Source organism: Microvirga sp. P5_D2, from assembly GCF_054049475.1.
Map to the genome: position 1 here is coordinate 1 of NZ_JBFUMH010000423.1, position 550 is coordinate 550.

The window sequence follows — 550 nt, forward strand, 5'->3', positions numbered from 1 at the left end:
GCCGGGTGGCGCGCTTTGTCGAGGCGGGCCATTCCTGCCACGCAGCCGCCCACCACTTCGAGGTCTCCGTCGCGTTCGTGGTRCGGCTCATGGCGGCCTATCGCGCCACCGGCAGCTTGGCGCCCAAGCCGGAGGGTGGCTGGCGCTACTCCAAGCTCGATCCGCACCGCGACTTCCTCATCCGCCGCGTGAGCGAGAAGGATGACATCACCATGCCGCAACTCGCGGCTGAACTGGCGGCCCGCGGCACCAAGATCCTGCCCGCCTCCATCGCACGCTGGTTCATTCGCCAAGGCTACAGCTTCAAAAAAAACGCTGCGGGCCAGCGAACAAGGACGCTCCGACGTACGTCAGGCGCGCGATCATTGGCGCACGAAGCGTCAGCCGCGCATGCGAAAGGAGCCGCATCGKYTSGTGTTTCTSGATGARACCGGCACATCTACYAGGATGACACGCCTGCGTGGCCGCTGTCCCAAAGGGCAGCGGCTGTACGCCAAGGCGCCGTTCGGGCACTGGCTGACCCAAACCTTCATCGCAGGCTTGCGCTGCT

Annotated in this window: 1 pseudogene; it reads left to right on the top strand. The window is 65.6% G+C overall.

The features are described from left to right. Window positions 1–428, top strand: a pseudogene (locus tag ACXJKO_RS32080) (hypothetical protein); the annotation flags it as partial. Between the last annotated feature and the right edge of the window lie 122 nt (window positions 429–550).